Genomic DNA, 16,342 nt, shown 5'->3' with positions numbered 1-16,342 from the left:
GCGTCATGTCGGAGGAGAGTGGCGTGAATTCGTCCGGTTATCGCGAAACATATGCCGGCTGGAAGGATGACCCGCAGGGCTTCTGGGCGGAAGCCGCGGCATCGATCGACTGGTTTGAGCCCTTCGACACGGTTTTCGACGCCGGCGACGGCGCCTATGGCCGCTGGTTTTCCGGCGCTACCTGCAACACCTGCCACAACGCCATCGACCGCCATGTCGCCGGCGGCCGCGCCGAACAGGACGCGATCATCTACGACAGCCCGATCACCGGCGCCAAGCGCTCCATCACCTATGGCGAACTGAAGGCCGAGGTCGAGGCGCTTGCCGCCGTGTTGAAGGAGCGCGGCGTCGCCAAGGGCGACCGCGTATTGATATACATGCCAATGGTACCCGAGGCCGCTGTCGCCATGCTGGCCGTCGCCCGGCTCGGCGCGGTTCACTCGGTCGTTTTCGGCGGTTTCGCCGCCAACGAACTAGCCACCCGCATCGACGATTGCCAGCCGCGCGTCATCGTCTCGGCTTCCTGCGGCATCGAGCCGTCGCGCATCGTTGCCTACAAGCCGCTGCTTGATGCTGCGATCGATCTCGCCGCTGCCAGGCCGGAAAGCTGCGTGATCCTGCAGCGCGAGCAGCATCCCTGCGATCTCACCGAAGGCCGCGACTTCGACATGCGCGAGACGATGGACGCGCACCGCGCCGCCGGCACTGAAGTGCCCTGCGAGCCGGTCGCCGCCACCGATCCGCTTTATATTCTCTACACGTCGGGCACCACCGGTCAGCCCAAGGGCGTCGTCCGCGACAATGGCGGCCACATGGTCGCGCTCAGCTGGTCGATGTCGGGCCTTTACGGCATCAGGCCGGGCGAGGTGTTCTGGGCGGCCTCCGATGTCGGCTGGGTCGTCGGCCACTCCTATATCGTCTATGCGCCGCTGATCTTCGGCGCCACCTCGGTGTTGTTTGAGGGAAAGCCCGTGGGTACGCCCGACGCCGGCACCTTCTGGCGCGTCATCGAGGAGCACAAGGTCGTTTCGCTGTTCACCGCGCCAACGGCGTTCCGCGCCATCAAGAAGGAAGACCCCACCGGCGAACTGATCGGCAGATACGACATGTCGAGCCTGCGCTCGCTGTTCCTGGCCGGCGAGCGCGCCGACCCCGACACCATCGAATGGGCGCAACAAAAGCTCTCCGTCCCGGTCATCGATCACTGGTGGCAGACCGAAACCGGTTGGGCGATTGCCGGCAATCCGCTTGGTCTTGGCGAACTGCCCGTCAAGATCGGCTCGCCCACCGTCGCCATGCCCGGCTATGACGTACAGGTGCTTGACGACGCCGGCCACCCGGTCGCAGCCGGCACGCTCGGCAACATCGTCGTCAAGCTGCCGCTGCCGCCCGGCTGCCTGCCGACGCTGTGGAACGCCGATGCGCGCTTCCGCTCCGCCTATCTCGAAGAGTTTCCCGGCTACTACAAGACGGCCGACGCCGGCTACATGGACGAGGACGGCTACCTGTTCATCATGGCGCGCACCGACGACATCATCAATGTCGCCGGCCACCGCCTGTCGACCGGCGGCATGGAAGAGGTCATCGCCAGCCATCCCGACGTCGCCGAATGCGCGGTCATCGGCGTCGCCGATGCGCTGAAGGGCCAGATGCCCGCCGGTTTCGTGATCCTCAATTCCGGCGTCACCCGGCCGGCAGGGGAGATCGAGAAAGAGGTGGTGAAACTGGTGCGCGACAAGATCGGCCCCGTCGCCGCGTTCAAGACCGCGATTGCCGTCCAGCGCCTGCCCAAGACCCGCTCCGGCAAGATCCTGCGCGCCACCATGCAGAAAATCGCCGACGGCGAGGACTGGAAGATGCCGGCAACCATCGATGATCCGGCCATCCTGGACGAGATCCGCGAGGTGCTCGAAACCCGCCACGTCGGCAGCTTCGCCTGACAGACGGGCCAACCTCCGCGCTTCCATCCGCAGGCGAAAGGCACTAGCTTTGCTTTGACTAAAGAGCCTGCGACAAGGAGCAAGCGGACATGGCACTGGACGGCAAGATCGCGATCGTCACCGGCGGCGCGAGCGGCATAGGCTACGCGATCGCCAAGCGCTTGTTGCAGGACGGCGCCAGGGTCGCCATTGCCGATATCGCCGAAAAAGCCGGCCGACAGGTCGCCGAGGACCTGTCTCCCCTCGGCGAGGTGGAGTTCATCGCCGCCGATGTCGGCGACCGGCTGTCCGTGCACAACATGATTGCCTCGGCACTCGATCTGTTCGGCGACATCGACATTCTCGTCAACAATGCCGGCATCGTCCACGGCGCCGATTTCCTCGACATCACCGAAGAGGATTTCGACCGCGTCATGCGGGTCAATCTGAAGGGCATGTTCCTGTGCGGCCAGGCCGCCGCCCGCATGATGGTCGAGAAGGTCAACAATGGCGGGCCCGCCGGCGCCATCGTCAACATGTCGTCGATCAACGGCACCGTGGCCATTCCCAATCAGGTGCCCTATTGCGTGTCGAAAGGCGGCGTCAACCAGCTGACCAAGGTAATGGCGCTGTCGCTCGCGCCCTACGGCATCACGGTCAATGCGGTCGGCCCCGGCTCGATCATGACCGAAATGCTCGCTGCCGTGAACAACGACCCGGCGGCCCGGAACCGCATCCTGTCGCGAACCCCGCTGCTGCGCATCGGCGAACCGTCGGAAATCGCCTCCATCGTCGCCTTCCTGGCATCCGGCGAGGCAAGCTACATCACTGGCGAGGTCATTCACGCCGATGGCGGCCGCCTGGCGCTCAACTACGCCGTCGAGGTACCTGACGAAGAGTAACTTTCCTCCTGACAGAATGCTGTCAGGAGGGGTATGAGACAGTATGGCGGTAACCCAAACCCCAAGGAGCTGCCCCATGCCCGAACAGCCGAACAACACCGCAGTCTGGTTCGAAATCCCCGTCACCGATCTCGACGCCGCCCAGAAGTTCTACGAACAGGTGCTCAAGATCGAGATGCGCCGCGACGACAGCAACGGCCCCAACCCGATGATCTGGTTTTCCAGCGCCGACGACATGGGCGTTTCCGGTCATCTTTATCCCGGCACGCCATCGCCCGCCGGTGCCGGCAGCACCATCCATCTGGCCAGCCCGGATGCGCTCGAAGAAGCCATGCAGCGCGTTGGCCCCGCCGGCGGCACGGTCGTCTCGCCGGTCATCGACATTCCCGGCGGCCGCTTCGTCTATGTCACCGACCCGGACGGCAATTCCGTTGGCCTGTTCACGCCGAAGGCCTGACACCGATGCGCCGCGCCGACCGCCTGTTTCAAATCGTCCAGCATTTGCGCGGCGGGCGGCTGGTGACGGCGCGCAAGCTCTCCGAGGTCCTCGAGGTCTCGGAGCGCACCATCTATCGCGACATCGCCGACCTGCAGTCGACCGGCGTGCCGATCGACGGCGAGGCCGGTGTCGGCTACATCATGCGGGAGGGTTACGACCTCCCTCCCCTGATGTTCAATCGTGACGAGATCGTTGCGCTTGTCGTTGGCGCCCGTCTGGTCCGCGCCTGGGGCGGGGCGACCATTGCCCGCGCCGCCGAAGAAGCGCTGGTCAAGATCGGCGCCGTGCTGCCGGAGGCCGAGCGCGACCGCATCCGCACCACCGAGATCCACGCCCCGGCCCACCGCATGTCCGACGAGGACCGGCTCAAATTCGACCTGCTGGAAACCGCCGCCGACAAGCGCAACGTGGTGCGCTTCAACTATGTCGATGTCGAAGGCCGCGCCACGCAGCGCTCGATCCGCCCGCTCGGCCTGTGGTTCTGGGGCGGTGCCTGGACATCCATCGGCTGGTGCCTGCTGCGCGAGGATTTCCGCATGTTCCGGCTCGACCGCATTGCCGCAATCGAGACATTGAAGGAAACCTTCCGTCACGAGCGCGGCAAGACGATGCGCGATTTCTACCGCCAGATGGAAGACGAGGTCGGCCATACGCCCCCCGACCCGACCAGTTGGCGGTGAGCATGACAGACAAAGCAACAATGAAGGCGATCGTGTTCGACCGCTACGGCCCGCCGGAGAACCTGTCGCTGGCCGAGGTGCCGGTCCCCTCGCCGTCCGCCGGCGAGATTCGCATCCGCGTCCACGCCTCGACAGTCAATCGCACCGATACCGCGACGCTTCGCGCGCATCCGTTCTTCGCCCGCGCGATGACCGGGCTTTTGCGCCCGAAGATGCACACGCTCGGAGTGGATTTCGCCAGCGAGGTCGATGCCCTCGGTGACGGCGTAACCGAGTTCCAGCCCGGCGATCGCGTCTTTGGCCTGTCGCCGGAAACGTTCGGCGCCCACGCCGAATATCTGTGCGTCCCGGCCGCTGGCGCCATTGCCCGCATTCCCGCCGGCATCGAGTTTGCCGAGGCGGTTGTCGGCGAAGGCGCCTGGTATGCCAATTCCACAACGAAGCAGTTGCGGGCCGGCCAGAGCTGCCTGATCTATGGCGCCTCCGGCGCCATCGGAACCGCGGCGGTCCAGCTTGCCAAGGCTGCGGGCGCAGAGGTCACGGCGGTCGTCGGAACCCGGCATCTCGACCTTGCCGAAAGGCTCGGCGCGGACCGTGTCATCGACTATCAGCAGCAGGACTTCACCGCGATCGGCGAGACCTTCGATCTGGTGTTCGACGCCGTCGGCAAGACGTCGTCCTTCGCCTGCCGCCAGCTTCTGAAAGAGAACGCGCTGTTCTGCGCCACCGACCTCGGCCCCTTCTGGTCAAACCTGATACTGGAAGGCTGGTTCCGGCTGACCGGCAGCCGCCGGGTGCAATTGCCGTTTCCCGAAGATGCACCGGGATTTGTCCGCGATCTCTCCGGCCTTATGGCCGACGGGCTTTTTGATGGCGTCTTTGACCGCAGCTACCCGCTTGAGGAAACCGTCGAGGCGTTCCGCTATGTGGAGACCGGCCAGAAGACCGGGATCGTCGTCATCGAGATCCCGTAGTAGAGCGGCCGGCCCCTCGATGGCGCCTTCGCAACTCCCGGATGAGACCATACGCGGCCGGAAGCGCGGCCCCGGCCAGCGTGATCGCGATACCGGTCGCCGCGGTTGGACCGATGGGTGTGCCGAAGATGAATGATGCGGCCAACGCGCCCGCGCCGGGACCGGCTGCGGAGATGAGGCCAAGCTTTGGTGTGGTAAGCTTCGAGAGCGCGAAATTGTAGGCAAAGTAACTCGCAGCCGTCATGCCCAGCGCCAGATAGAGAAACGCCCCCAGATTGCCCACCAGCGCATCCGCTTGAAGGGTCGCGCCTGTCGCCAGAACGCCAACCCACGCAACAGCGGCCGCACCGGTTACCTGAAGCGGCGCCAGCAAGTACCAGGGCAGCACGGCAGCTGTATTGAACACCCGACCAACCAGCACACTTCCGCTCGCAAGCGCCAGGCCTGCGACTCCGAGGACATAGCCCATTGCCTCGCTTTCCCCGGTAACCTGTCGCTCGGAAACCAGCACAAACAATCCGGTCAAGCTGACCGCGATGCCGATAAGGGTAACCGGCCGCAATGGCTCCCTGAGAAAAACGCGGCCTCCGGTCGCAATGAGCGCTGGCATGAGTGCGAGCATGACGACAGCCGTCACGGAATCGAGACGAGCGCTCGCGAATGTGTAGACGATCATGAAACCGCCGGGATGGGCGATTCCCAGTCCGAAACCTCTCGCAATCGCCGTTCGGGACAAGGTGTGGGCAGGAAAGAACGCAACGCGAATCGTCCACAAGGCGGCAGCGCTAATGCTCATCTGGACAGCGATGATCAGGAAGGCGCTAAATGATTCGACCAGCAGCTTCTGAACGGCGACCCCGGTCGGACCTGCGCTGAAGCAGAACAGAGCGGCAAGGATCGCAAGTCCGCTGCCCCGGCGCTGATCGCCTGATGCCGGTTTGCTGTCTGTTTCGCGCGACATGGTTCCGTTCGATGTCGTTTCGCCGGCTCAGGCATTTCATGCAACTTATAGAGTTACGTGATTTACGCAACATTTCCAGTTACGGAATAATGATGAAGCGCAATTCGAAGCTGTCCCTCGCGCTGCACGCGCTGGCGCAAATGGCGGAGACATTGAACAGACCGAAGACATCGGCGGCAATCGCGTTGCACAACGACACCAATCCGGTTGTCGTCCGTCGTGTGTTGGGTCTGTTGCGAGAGGCAGGTCTGGTTACATCCGAGAAAGGGCACAATGGCGGCTGGCTCCTCGCGCGACCGCCGGACCGGATTACCCTTGCCGATGTCTATTTGGCTCTGGGAGACCGTTTTTTACGCCCGGAATATGACGGCGAGGACAATCCGCCCGAATGCCTGATTGAGCGCGCGCTTCTTGGTCGTGTTGAATCCGCGCTGCAAGCGGCGGAAAACACCTTGGTTTCGCGGCTCCAGGACACGACCATCGCCGAACTTCGGTCGACCGAACTCACCCCTGTCGATTGAACGCTCCCGCGAAAAACGGGACGTCCGGCCCCTCGGCCGCATGGTTTACGCCGACGGTTCGATCGGCGGCAGCCGCTCGCCAAAGATCGAGGATTTGACGACCGACGTATGCGTTTCGGCGCGGTCGTGCAGTGGCAGCAGCACCTCGTCCAGTTCCACCACCTCTTTCAGCGCCAGCCGCGCCACGAAACAGTCTTCCCCGGTCACACGGTCGCATGACAGGAACCGTGGCTCCTCCAGTATCATCCGTTCGACGGTGTGCAATTGCCCGCTGCGCGGCTTGATCCGCACCAGCGCCTGAAGCGTGTAGCCAAGCGCCCTCAAATCGATGCGCGCGCCGAAGTTGGCGACGATACCGACATCGCGCAGACGCCTCAGCCGCTCGCCGACCGCCGGGCCGGACAATCCGACCTGCTTGCCGATATCGGCGAGGCTCGCCCGCCCGTCCTCTTCCAGGATGGCGATGATGGCGCAGTCCAGTTGATCCAGCGGTTTCGACATGAAAGCAGTTTATCGATTGTACCCCCCAACGGAAGGTACTTTCCCGCATTCGCCTTTCGTGCGGCGGGGACAAGGCACAACTCTTCCCGTTAGGCTTGTCACATCATCGAACGCCGGTCTCATCGATTTGGAGCACATCATGAATATTCAGAGGATCGCGGCATTCAGCCAGGACGAAGATGGCGGCAACCCCGCCGGCGTCGTCCTGCTGGACACGCCGCTGGAAGACGCGGAGATGGCCCGCATCGCCGCCGAAGTCGGCTATTCGGAGACGGCCTTTGCCGTTTCGCAGGACGCAGAAGGCCGCAAGTGGCGCGTCCGATACTTCTCGCCGGAATCCGAGGTACCGTTTTGCGGTCACGCGACAATCGCGCTCGGCGCGGCACTCGGCCAACGTGCCGGCGGCGGCACCTACGACCTGACGCTCAACGACGCGTCGATTTCCGTCGACGCGGAACCCACGGACGCCGGCATGGTCGCCACGTTGTCGTCGCCGCCGACCGATAGCCGGGCCGCAAACCCCGCCGAACTGGCCGGCGCGCTTGGCCTGTTCGGCCTGACCGCCGCCGATCTCGACGAGCGGCTTGAACCGGCGCGCATCCATGGCGGTGCCGATCACCTCTTGCTGGCGTTGAAGGATCGCCGCCGCCTCGCCGAAATGACCTACGATCTGGATCGCGGGCGCGACATGATGCGCCGCTACGGCCTGGTGACGATCATGCTGGTCCATATCGAGGACACACGCACCTTCATCGTGCGCAACGCCTTTGCGTCCGGCGGCGTGCTGGAAGACCCGGCCACGGGTGCGGCGGCCGCCGCCTTTGCCGGCTATCTGCGCGACCGCGGCTGGCCGCATGGTGGCGAATTTGTCATCCGCCAGGGCGAGGACATGGGCGCTCCGTCCCTGATCCGCGTCAGGCTGAGCGATGCTGCGGGATCGCCAGTCCATGTTTCGGGCAGCACGCGACAGATTGGGTAGTCCGGCCGCGCGCCGCAAAGAAAAAAGGCCCGCCACAACGGCGAGCCTGGCTTTTGAGAGGACCGGTCATCCGGCGGCAACAGACCGCCGCCGGTGCCAACCAATCCGCGATCAGAAGTGAACGACCGCCGAGACGCTTCCTGTCGCGCCCATCGGCTTGAGCGAGACCGAGTCGCCGGGAACCGGTGTTTCGCCGATCGCGCTGAACAGGTTCTCGCCGATAGAGATACCGTATTCGCCACGCACACTGACCCGGTCGCTGACGAAGGTCTCAACGCCGCCACCGAATTCGACCACATCGATATCGACGGTTTCGCCTATGTCACCTTCGAAGTCCGCTTCGATGAACAGGCGGTTCTGCGCAACACCGCCATAGCCGTAGATCAGGGTCGACGGATTGACCAGCACACCGCCGCGCAGCCGCGCATTGATGCTGGTTTCCGCGCCAACCCGGATAAACCCTTCCGGGCCGCCGGTACCAAAATCAATCTCATGTTTCAGTGTGGTCGCGCTCGCGCCGACCTCGACACCGACGACAATTTTCTCGCCGATCTGCTGATTGTAACCGACAAAAGCGCCGGCCATCACGCCATGTGCGCCAAAGCCATCGAAAGCGAACTGGCCGCCTTCTTCCATTACGCTGAGATCGGTGTTTGCCATGTCATGACCGGCCTTGACCCCACCGAAGAAGCCGGTCCAGCTTGCCGGCGCATGCGCGTAGCTGTGCGGAACGCGAGACGGTTCGCCGAAGCCGTAGATCAGCGAGACCTTGGCCGAACCGATGATCGGCGTGACGTCAAGTGCAGCCTCTTCGAAGTTGAAAGTCTGCGTGTTCAGGTAACTGGCGACATATTCGAAGCGACCGCGCACATTGCCGCTCAGGACCGTCTCCACGCCCACGGTACCGAAGGCTACGCCGTAGAAGAATTCGCGTTCGCTGTCGCTCTCGTCGATCCGCGCTTCAGGGTCCATGTAGTGGTAGCTGCCGACACCATGCGCCACGGTCACGCCGAGCGAACCGAACAGAAGGGTTTCGGGGTTGGTCAGGTAGCCGGCCCTTGCGGAAGCCGTCGCAAACCAGTCTGTCTTCAATTCGCCTTCAAAGAACTCGCCCTCTGGTCCCGGAAGTGAAACCAGGATCTGGCTGCTGATATCGGAAACGGAAGCGCCGATCTGACCGCCGATCAGGAAGCCGTTATCCAGCAGGTGATCGTAGCCGATGAATCCGCCGGCCGAGAAACCGTCCGCGCCCCACCCGTTGAAGTTCACCATGCCCTCTTCCGGCGAATGGACGCCGAGCTTGTTGTTGGCCAAGCTGTGGGCGACTTCGGCGCCAATGTACCAACCGCCAAAGGGCGTTTCAGAACCGCTCGATGACATGTGATCGTCGGCATGTGCTGCCGCAAAAGCCTGCGCACCGAGCGCAAGACCGATCGCCGGTGCAAGTTTTAGTACCCGCATGAATTTCGACCCTTAATAATAATTGGTAAAATATAACCCGTGACAGCGGGACATTGACGATACTTTACCTAGGCGTCAACGCGATTTTTTCGTCCTGCACCGATTGCGACGATACCTGTGGCTCAATTGCAACAGGTAGCCCGTTCGAGCGTGTCAGCTTTCCGGTGACCGCGGGCGCGCGCATTTGCGCAGCTATCCGTCTCAGAAGGCTGTGGTGGCATTCCGCTACGTTGCAACCGGCGGGAATGCCGGGGTCCGTCGGTTCCACGAGTCGGCCATCGCCGTGTCACCGGTGCCGGCCTTACCGCAGCCTCCCGAGAAGTCCGTTCATCAGATCGAAGAAACCGCCAGCATCCGCCTTAAGGGCGACATCCGTGTGACGGTCCTTGCCCGCGATGTTCCAGATATCGTGCACCGTACGCCCGAAACTCAGGCCGGTATTGGTCTCGACATCGACGCGCATGCTCCGCGTCTCGAACAATTCAGGCTGCAGCACCCATGCCACGGTGCAGGGATCGTGCAGGGCCGGGCCTTCAAAGCCAAGGCTGTGATAGATTTTCTCGAAGAAGCCGCACATGTCGGCAAAGACGCGACCGGTATCGTTGCCGAGATCGTGCATCGCCTGTTTGCGCTGCGGCGTAACAAGAACCTGATGCGTCAGGTTCAGTCCGAACATCGTCTTGGGAACATCCGCATCGAGGACAATCTGCGCGGAGTACGGGTCGCACATCATGTTGAATTCGGCGGCGGGGCTGTCATTGCCGTAATCGGTGGAGCCGCCCATGAAAACGATCCGCTCGATCTTCGCCGCAACGTCGGGTGCCAGACGGAGCATCATCGCAAGATTGGTCAGCGGACCGGATGCCACCAGCGTGATCTTGTCTTCGGATTCCCTGAGCGTGCGGATCAGGAAGGATATTGCGTCTTCGGCCTGCGGCGTGGTCGTCGGCGGGCCGATTTCGGGCGCTTCCAGCCCGGTCGCGCCGTGAACCGCAGCGGCATCCACCACTTTGCCGAGCAGGGCCTGGTCGATGCCCTTGTAGACGGGAATGTCCGAGCCAAGCCAGTCGAGAACCCGCAATGCGTTTGTCGTCGTCAATTCCAGGCCGACATTTCCATAGGTCGTCGTGACGCCCAGAACGTCGAGATCGTCCGATGCGACCGCCATCGCCAGCGAAAACGCGTCGTCTATTCCAGGGTCGCAATCGAGGATAACCGGTATGCCCAATTCATTGCTCCGAAAAAATACCTTCAAGAATTGGGCGCACCCTAGTCGCGATGATCCCGTACTGCAACGCCACGGCTTGCTAACAAAGCGGCAGGATCGCCTTACTTGCCCCAACAAAAAAGCCCGCCTTCAAGGCGGGCTTTCATTGTCGTGTTAAGGTGCGTTCTCGGGATCAGCTCTCTGTACCGTCGCCTTCGGCGTCGTCGCTGTCCGGGCCCTTCAGCGATTTCAGCTTGGCAAACACCGCCTCCGCGTCCAGTTCTTCTTCCTCGCGTGGCGGCGGCGGGGTCATCGCATCGCTGATCGGCAGACCTTCGGTTTCGGAGGCAGGCAGCAGGCTGTCGCCCTGTTCGCCTTCCGGCTCCGGCGGGCGCGATTTGGCCGCCTTCTGCACTTCGAAATCCAGGTCGATCTGCGAGCACAGGCCGAGCGCCACCGGATCGACCGGCTGCAGGTTGGCCGAATTCCAGTGCGTGCGGTTGCGGATCTGCTCGATCGTGTTCTTGGTCGTGCCGACAAGGCGCGAGACCTGCGCATCCTTCAGTTCAGGATGGTTGCGCACCAGCCACAGGATAGCATTCGGGCGGTCCTGCCGCTTGGAGACCGGCGTGTAGCGCGGTCCCTTCTTGCGCAGTTCGGGAACCGCATATTTGGCATCTGCGATCTTCAGCGCACGGTTCGGGTCGGCCTCGGCCTTGGCGATTTCCTCGCGCGACAACTGTCCGGTGTTGATCGGATCGAGACCCTTGATGCCCTGCGCCGATTCGCCATCGGCGATCGCCTTGACCTCAAGCGGATGCAGTTTGCAGAACTGCGCGATCTGGTCGAAAGTAAGCGCCGTGTTGTCGACCAGCCAGACTGCGGTCGCCTTGGGCATCAACAGCGTGTTTGCCATGGAGAAACCTTTCCTGTTCGTCCGCGCCGGTGCCGCGGGCGTGGTGTAACCACATGATTTCCGGAGTATGGCCGCTCTATAACCTGTCGCGCTGCCGGGCGCAAGAATCCGTAACGCCTCCCCCGGCGGGACAGGGCGGATTTGCCACGCGCTTGAATGCGATGCGTTTCGCGAGCTCTAGCCGGTGGCCGATGCCTGGAGCGGTTCGTCGCCGGCGGCGGCATATTGCTCGCGCAGCAGATAGGGCGCCACGGCGTCGGCCGGCAGCGGTTTGGAGAAGAAATAGCCCTGCACGCAATCGGCGCCGGCTTGCCGCAGCGCGCCAAGCTGGTGCTCGGTTTCCACGCCCTCGACCACATTCTTGATGCCAAGCGTGGAACACAGGCCGATCATCGCCTCGATCACTTTGCCCGCGCCAGCGCCTTCCTGCATTCGCGACACGAAACTGCGGTCGATCTTGATCGTGCCGACGCTGAGCTTGTCGATGTATTCGAAGTTCGTGTAGCCGACACCGAAATCGTCAAGCGCGATGGAAGCGCCAAGTTCGCGAAGCGCGGCGAGCGAGCGCTGCGCCTGCTCGAAATCCGTCATGATCAGCGTCTCGGTGACCTCGAACTCCAGCCGTTCCGCCGAAAAGCCGCTGTGTTTGACGACATCGCAGATCGTGTCCACCGTCGTCGGCGAGACGATATCGCGGATCGACAGGTTGAAGGACAGCTGGAAATCCGCCGGCCAGGTAACGGCTGCCTCGAGCGCCTTGCGCAGCAACAGCGGCGTCAGGAATTCGATCAGTCCGGTCCGCTCGGCGGTCCGGATGAACACATCCGGCGGCACCATGCCAAGCTGCGGATTGTTCCATCGCGCCAGCGCTTCGAAGCCCTGCGTGCGTCCGGTGTCCATGGCCACCTGCGGCTGGAACATGATGTGCATCTCGCTGTCGAAATCGGCGTTCTTCAGGGCATGGCCGACGGCGTTTTCGTTGCGCCGGTCGGTGTCGTGCTGCGACGTGTAGACGACGACGCCGCGATTCGTTTCCTTGGCGCGATAAAGCGCATAATCGGCCCGTTCGATCAGTTCGCCTTCGGTCAGCGCGATATTCCGGTTGAGGGCCAGGCCGACCGAGATCGACACCGACATGCTGATACCGACGATATGATAGGGCTGGGCAACGGCATGGCGGATACGCCGGCCGAGTTCGCGCAGTTCCGGTTCGCCCTTCGGCAGGTCGACGATGATGGCGAACTCGTCGCCGCCCAACCGCGCCAGGATGCAGTTCTCGCCGCACGCGGTACGCAGCCGGTAGCTCACTTCGGTCAGCAGCTTGTCGCCGACCGCATGACCATAGGTGTCGTTGATCGGCTTGAACCCGTCCAGGTCGGCGATGGCCAGCGCGAAGTTGGACGACGCGCTGGATTTGCCCGACAGCCGGTCCTTCAGGCAGTGGAAGAACCGCCGGCGGTTCGGCAATCCGGTCAGCATGTCGGAGCCGGACACGATTTCCGCCGAGTCGCGCAGCGATTCGGCCAGCAGGCTGGCGTCGATCTCGCGCCGGATCGTCATCCGCACCAGGCAGGCAAGGCACGTGGCGATCACGGCGGCGCTCAGCAGCACGAACCCGAATTCGGTCGCCAGGCCGGTGTTCCAGGTGAACATCAGTACGGTTGCCGACGACATCGCCATGGCGACGACGACACCGCGCAGGCTCACCGAAGTCGTCGCGAACACCAGCGCCAGCAGCACGAAATCGAGCAGCCGCGGCGGATCGAGATGCAGCGAGTGATGCGCGATCAGCCCCAGATGGCAGATCGCGTAGACCGCCAGCACCCGCAACTCCAGCTTGCGATAGGACAGCGTATGCCGGCCAAGTTCCAGATAAACGGCAAGCAGCGCCGCCGCGCTGACCGCCGACATGCCGCCAAGCACGACGGCATCCGTCAGATTCTTGCCGATCACGTAGAGCGCGCTGAGCGCCGAAAAATACAACATCGCCGCCAGCAGGACGATGCGGGTCAGCTTCTGGTAGGAAACCGCCATCAGTTCGCGCCCGCGGTTCGCGGCCACACCCGCGTGGTGCCGCTCCTCGGCCAGAGCCCTGCGGGCATCCGCTGCGGCCTCGTCGGGGCCTGGGGATCGTTCCTTCTCTTGCGGGATGCGGGCGGCGCCGGGCGGCGACTCGGCATAGGCGCCGGACAGCTTGCGGGCCATACGCGTGATTTCCGCGCGCTTCGCCTCTTTGATCGAAAGTACCATGGCCCGCCCAGGCTCGCTTGCAAATTCAGTTTCACCCCCTGCCCGGCTTGACCGGGATCGACCGGCGAAAACCGGTGGGGAGCCTTGGGCACGAACCTAAACGCGTTGGTTTTCCAGCACCTTAACGGCGTCATACAATCCGCCTGATGGTTAACGATCCGTCGATCACCTAGCGTCACGATTCCCGGTTTCGAATACAGTTCGAAAACGTCTCCACCGCTTTCATGCGGCTTTCGCCAAAATGTCATGCCTCTGTCACACCTCTTCCAGACAAGTTCTGCACTGCGTTGCCGCAGGGGAGACAACAGGGATCGGGAGCAAAGTAATGACCCGCAATTTCACCAGGCTCGCCGCCGGAACAGCTTTGGCTGTACTGGGTGGCGCTTACGCAATGCCGGCGGCCGCCGACGGACATATGGTTTTCAACCGCGTCGCGTCGTTCCCGGTTAATCTGAACATTCCGGCCGACAAGGGCCAGGAATCGGAGAGTTCCGCCGAGATTATAGCGGCCACCGAAGACGGCATGATGCTCGTCTATTCCGACAGCCCGCTCGGTGGCATCGGCAAGGTCGACATCTCCGACCCGGCCAACCCGGCCGCCGCCGGCTTCATCGCGCTTGACGGCGAGCCGACCTCGGTTGTCGTCCAGGCGGGCCATGCCTTTGTCGGCCTCAACACGTCGGAAAGCTACACCGCCCCGTCGGGCGCGCTTGTGTCCGTCGATCTGGAAAGCGGCGCGATCGCCCAGTCCTGCGACCTCGGTGGCCAGCCCGATTCGGTCGCGCTGTCGAAAGACGGTTCGCTGGTGGCCGTCGCCATCGAAAACGAGCGCGACGAAGACCTGAACGACGGCGTCATCCCGCAGATGCCGGCCGGCTCATTGGTCATTGTCGGCGCCGCCAATGGAGCGCTCGACTGCGGCTCCATGAAGACCGTCGACGTCACCGGCCTCGCCGCTGTCGCCGGCACCGACCCGGAGCCGGAATTCGTTGACTTCAACGACGCCAACGAAATCGCGCTCACCCTGCAGGAAAACAACCACATCGTCGTCATAAACGGCGAGACCGGCGATGTCGTCTCGCACTTTTCGGCCGGCGCCGTCGATCTCGTCAATGTCGACACCGCCGAGGAGCGCGCGCTGACTTTCGACGACACGCTGACCGGCGTCGTGCGCGAGCCGGACGCCGTCAAGTGGCTCGACAACGACCGCCTCGTCACCGCCAATGAGGGCGACTGGAAGGGCGGCTCGCGCGGCTTCACCATCTTTTCCAAGACCGGCGAAGTCCTCTACGAATCGGGTCTCGCCTTCGAATATGAAGTGGCGATGGCCGGCCACTATCCGGAGAAGCGCTCCGGCAACAAGGGCGCCGAGCCGGAAGGCATGGAAGTCGGCACCTTCGGCGACACGACCTACATCTTCCTTCTGTCGGAACGCGGTTCGGTCGTCGGCGTCTATGAAGACACGGGCGGCACGCCGGTACTCAAGCAGCTTCTGCCGACGGCGCTCGCGCCGGAAGGCGCGGTCGCCATTCCGGGCCGCAACCTGTTTGCCGTCGCCAACGAGAAGGACCTGATCGAGGATGGCGGCGTGCGCAGCCACGTCACGGTCTACACCTACGGCGAAGGCGAAGCGGCCTACCCGATGCTGGTCTCCACCATGGACGGCGACCGTCCGATCGGCTGGGGCGCGCTTTCGGGTCTTGCAGCCGATCCGGCCGAACCCGGCATCCTCTATGCAGTCAACGACTCGTTCTACCGCTCGCAGCCGACCATCTTCACCATCGACGCCAACCAGCAGCCGGCAAAAATCACCAGCGCCACCCGCGTCACCCGCGACGGCGCCAATGCCCAGCTGATGGACATGGAAGGCATCACGTCGGATGGCGATGGCGGCTTCTGGATCGCGTCTGAGGGCCGCACCGGCCGCCTCGTGCCGCACGCGCTCTACCACGTCAACGCCAAGGGCGCGATCAAGCAGCAGGTCGCCTTCCCGGCCGAACTGCTCGCCGTCGAAAAGCGTTTCGGCTCCGAAGGCGTCACCAGGGTCGGCGACACGCTGTGGATCGCCATCCAGCGCGAGTGGAAGGACGATCCGGCCGGCCAGGTCAAGCTCGTCGCCTACAACACCGATACCAAGGAATGGGGCGCCGTGCGCTACCCGCTCGAACCAAAGGGCAAGGGCTGGGTCGGCCTGTCGGAGATCACCGCCCATGGCGATCACGTCTACATCGTCGAGCGCGACAACCAGATCGGCGCCGCCGCCAAATTGAAGAAGCTGTTCCGCGTGCCGCTTTCCGAGATGGTGCCCGCACCGCTCGGCGGCGACCTGCCGGTGGTCACCAAGGAGGAAGTCCGCGACTTCATCCCCGACCTGACCTCGACCGGCGGTTACGTGGTCGACAAGATCGAGGGCTTCGCCATCGACGCGGCCGGCAACGGCTTCGCGGTGACCGACAATGACGGCATCGACGACTCCAACGGCGAGACGCTGTTCCTGAAACTCGGCGCGATGTGAGCGCTGATAACAGACTGGCAATAGCGACCGGGGTGCGGGCAGCCGCGCCCCGGTTTT

At 63.4% G+C, this 16,342-nt stretch carries 14 protein-coding genes; 8 read left to right on the top strand and 6 right to left on the bottom strand.

Going from position 1 to position 16,342, the window contains the following annotated elements:
- The first annotated feature begins 5 nt into the window (after nt 1-5).
- The 5 genes from ACO06R_RS05990 (at nt 6) to ACO06R_RS05970 (ending at nt 4,974) form a co-directional block, all read left to right on the top strand.
- Nucleotides 6-1,940 (top strand): propionyl-CoA synthetase, encoded by a 1,935-nt coding sequence (locus ACO06R_RS05990; protein WP_421857339.1) that lies wholly within the window; start codon nt 6-8, stop codon nt 1,938-1,940.
- A gap of 89 nt (nt 1,941-2,029) precedes the next feature.
- Nucleotides 2,030-2,821: an SDR family NAD(P)-dependent oxidoreductase gene (locus ACO06R_RS05985; protein ID WP_421857337.1), complete on the top strand. Its 792-nt coding sequence runs from the start codon at nt 2,030-2,032 to the stop codon at nt 2,819-2,821.
- A 76-nt stretch (nt 2,822-2,897) separates the two neighbouring features.
- On the top strand, nt 2,898-3,278 hold the full coding sequence (locus ACO06R_RS05980) for a VOC family protein (RefSeq protein WP_421857335.1): 381 nt from the start codon (nt 2,898-2,900) through the stop codon (nt 3,276-3,278).
- Between the two features lie 5 nt (nt 3,279-3,283).
- Nucleotides 3,284-4,000, top strand: coding sequence for a helix-turn-helix transcriptional regulator (locus ACO06R_RS05975; protein WP_421857333.1), 717 nt, complete (start codon nt 3,284-3,286; stop codon nt 3,998-4,000).
- A gap of 2 nt (nt 4,001-4,002) precedes the next feature.
- Nucleotides 4,003-4,974, top strand: a complete 972-nt coding sequence (locus ACO06R_RS05970) for an NAD(P)-dependent alcohol dehydrogenase (RefSeq protein WP_421857331.1) — start codon at nt 4,003-4,005, stop codon at nt 4,972-4,974.
- Here the strand turns inward: ACO06R_RS05970 and ACO06R_RS05965 are convergent.
- Nucleotides 4,958-5,935: a DMT family transporter gene (locus tag ACO06R_RS05965; RefSeq protein ID WP_421857329.1), complete on the bottom strand. Its 978-nt coding sequence runs from the start codon at nt 5,933-5,935 to the stop codon at nt 4,958-4,960. The two genes, ACO06R_RS05970 and ACO06R_RS05965, sit on opposite strands and share 17 nt — an antisense overlap.
- 11 nt (nt 5,936-5,946) lie before the next feature.
- On the opposite strand from ACO06R_RS05965, the gene ACO06R_RS05960 reads away from it, so the two are divergent.
- Nucleotides 5,947-6,456, top strand: a complete 510-nt coding sequence (locus ACO06R_RS05960) for an Rrf2 family transcriptional regulator (protein ID WP_421857327.1) — start codon at nt 5,947-5,949, stop codon at nt 6,454-6,456.
- A 45-nt stretch (nt 6,457-6,501) separates the two neighbouring features.
- Here the strand turns inward: ACO06R_RS05960 and ACO06R_RS05955 are convergent, their stop codons facing one another.
- Nucleotides 6,502-6,957: an Lrp/AsnC family transcriptional regulator gene (locus tag ACO06R_RS05955; RefSeq protein WP_421857325.1), complete on the bottom strand. Its 456-nt coding sequence runs from the start codon at nt 6,955-6,957 to the stop codon at nt 6,502-6,504.
- A 139-nt stretch (nt 6,958-7,096) separates the two neighbouring features.
- Here ACO06R_RS05955 and ACO06R_RS05950 point away from each other — a divergent pair, with 139 nt between their 5' ends.
- Nucleotides 7,097-7,936: a PhzF family phenazine biosynthesis protein gene (locus tag ACO06R_RS05950; protein WP_421857323.1), complete on the top strand. Its 840-nt coding sequence runs from the start codon at nt 7,097-7,099 to the stop codon at nt 7,934-7,936.
- Nucleotides 7,937-8,047: 111 nt separating this feature from the next.
- On the opposite strand, the gene ACO06R_RS05945 is transcribed toward ACO06R_RS05950, so the two are convergent.
- The 4 genes from ACO06R_RS05945 to ACO06R_RS05930 form a co-directional block, all read right to left on the bottom strand.
- Nucleotides 8,048-9,397 carry an outer membrane protein gene (locus ACO06R_RS05945; RefSeq protein WP_421857321.1) on the bottom strand — a complete coding sequence of 450 codons (1,350 nt, stop codon included), beginning with the start codon at nt 9,395-9,397 and terminating at the stop codon, nt 8,048-8,050.
- A gap of 301 nt (nt 9,398-9,698) precedes the next feature.
- Nucleotides 9,699-10,625 (bottom strand): nucleoside hydrolase, encoded by a 927-nt coding sequence (locus ACO06R_RS05940; protein ID WP_421857319.1) that lies wholly within the window; start codon nt 10,623-10,625, stop codon nt 9,699-9,701.
- Nucleotides 10,626-10,797: 172 nt separating this feature from the next.
- Nucleotides 10,798-11,520, bottom strand: a complete 723-nt coding sequence (locus ACO06R_RS05935) for a DUF1013 domain-containing protein (RefSeq protein ID WP_421857317.1) — start codon at nt 11,518-11,520, stop codon at nt 10,798-10,800.
- A 177-nt stretch (nt 11,521-11,697) separates the two neighbouring features.
- Nucleotides 11,698-13,725 (bottom strand): putative bifunctional diguanylate cyclase/phosphodiesterase, encoded by a 2,028-nt coding sequence (locus ACO06R_RS05930; protein ID WP_421857315.1) that lies wholly within the window; start codon nt 13,723-13,725, stop codon nt 11,698-11,700.
- A gap of 370 nt (nt 13,726-14,095) precedes the next feature.
- Between ACO06R_RS05930 and ACO06R_RS05925 the strand changes: the two genes are divergently transcribed.
- Entirely contained in the window at nt 14,096-16,285 is a 2,190-nt protein-coding gene (locus ACO06R_RS05925) for an esterase-like activity of phytase family protein (protein WP_421857313.1), read from the top strand.
- Nucleotides 16,286-16,342: the final 57 nt, after the last annotated feature.

This window comes from Oricola sp., assembly GCF_965230365.1.
Taxonomy (GTDB): domain Bacteria; phylum Pseudomonadota; class Alphaproteobacteria; order Rhizobiales; family Rhizobiaceae; genus Oricola.
Note: the sequence above shows the minus strand (reverse complement) of the source record. Positions and strands in the feature narration are given on the sequence as shown.

Bases quoted from the DNA above. Each gene is read 5' to 3' on its own strand.
- ACO06R_RS05990 (WP_421857339.1), top strand. From the start codon at position 6: ATGTCGGAGGAGAGTGGCGTGAATTCGTCCGGTTATCGCGAAACATAT.
- ACO06R_RS05985 (WP_421857337.1), top strand. From the start codon at position 2,030: ATGGCACTGGACGGCAAGATCGCGATCGTCACCGGCGGCGCGAGCGGC.
- ACO06R_RS05980 (WP_421857335.1), top strand. From the start codon at position 2,898: ATGCCCGAACAGCCGAACAACACCGCAGTCTGGTTCGAAATCCCCGTC.
- ACO06R_RS05975 (WP_421857333.1), top strand. From the start codon at position 3,284: ATGCGCCGCGCCGACCGCCTGTTTCAAATCGTCCAGCATTTGCGCGGC.
- ACO06R_RS05970 (WP_421857331.1), top strand. From the start codon at position 4,003: ATGACAGACAAAGCAACAATGAAGGCGATCGTGTTCGACCGCTACGGC.
- ACO06R_RS05965 (WP_421857329.1), bottom strand. From the start codon at position 5,935: ATGTCGCGCGAAACAGACAGCAAACCGGCATCAGGCGATCAGCGCCGG.
- ACO06R_RS05960 (WP_421857327.1), top strand. From the start codon at position 5,947: ATGTCGTTTCGCCGGCTCAGGCATTTCATGCAACTTATAGAGTTACGT.
- ACO06R_RS05955 (WP_421857325.1), bottom strand. From the start codon at position 6,957: ATGTCGAAACCGCTGGATCAACTGGACTGCGCCATCATCGCCATCCTG.
- ACO06R_RS05950 (WP_421857323.1), top strand. From the start codon at position 7,097: ATGAATATTCAGAGGATCGCGGCATTCAGCCAGGACGAAGATGGCGGC.
- ACO06R_RS05945 (WP_421857321.1), bottom strand. From the start codon at position 9,397: ATGCGGGTACTAAAACTTGCACCGGCGATCGGTCTTGCGCTCGGTGCG.
- ACO06R_RS05935 (WP_421857317.1), bottom strand. From the start codon at position 11,520: ATGGCAAACACGCTGTTGATGCCCAAGGCGACCGCAGTCTGGCTGGTC.
- ACO06R_RS05930 (WP_421857315.1), bottom strand. From the start codon at position 13,725: ATGGCCCGCAAGCTGTCCGGCGCCTATGCCGAGTCGCCGCCCGGCGCC.
- ACO06R_RS05925 (WP_421857313.1), top strand. From the start codon at position 14,096: ATGACCCGCAATTTCACCAGGCTCGCCGCCGGAACAGCTTTGGCTGTA.